The 484-nt window shown below is 64.9% G+C and carries 2 protein-coding genes; both read left to right on the forward strand.

The window, feature by feature from the left end:
* A partial coding sequence (locus AB0C16_RS40465) for an amidase family protein (RefSeq protein ID WP_357691493.1) occupies positions 1–202 on the forward strand: 202 nt, incomplete at its 5' end.
* Entirely contained in the window at positions 199–441 is a 243-nt protein-coding gene (locus tag AB0C16_RS40470) for a hypothetical protein (protein WP_357691495.1), read from the forward strand. The genes AB0C16_RS40465 and AB0C16_RS40470, both read left to right, overlap by 4 nt.
* Positions 442–484 lie beyond the last annotated feature (43 nt).

A 484-nucleotide genomic window follows, 5' to 3' on the forward strand; every position in this document is an offset into this window, starting at 1 on the left:
CACCATCCCCACCAACCTGGCCGGCAACTCCGCCATGTCGCTGCCCTGCGGCCTGGCCCCGGAGGACGGTCTGCCGGTCGGACTGCAGATCATCGCCCCCGCCATGAAGGACGACCGGCTCTACAAGGTCGGAGCGGCCGTCGAGGCCGCGTTCGTGGAAAAGTGGGGGCATCCGCTGCTTGAGGAGGCTCCGTCGCTGTGAGTGCCATGGCAAAGAAGGCCAAGAACTTCAAGAAGTCCAAGACGGGCGCGTACATCGCGATGGGCAGTACCGCGTTCGGCGCCATCAGTGTCGTCAAGCAGGCGAAGCTCGCCCGCAACGACAACGACATCCTGCGCCTCGTCGACGCTGCCGTCTCCGCGGCCGCCATCGTCACCGGACTCGCGATCCTCTATCGCGAACTGAAGCGTCTCGGCGACGACGACGTCCTGCTGGGCTGAGAGGGAAAGTTTCACCGTGACTGTCACTGACCTGGTGTCGTAC

The sequence above is a fragment of the Nonomuraea sp. NPDC048916 genome (assembly GCF_040649575.1).
Lineage (GTDB): Bacteria > Actinomycetota > Actinomycetes > Streptosporangiales > Streptosporangiaceae > Nonomuraea.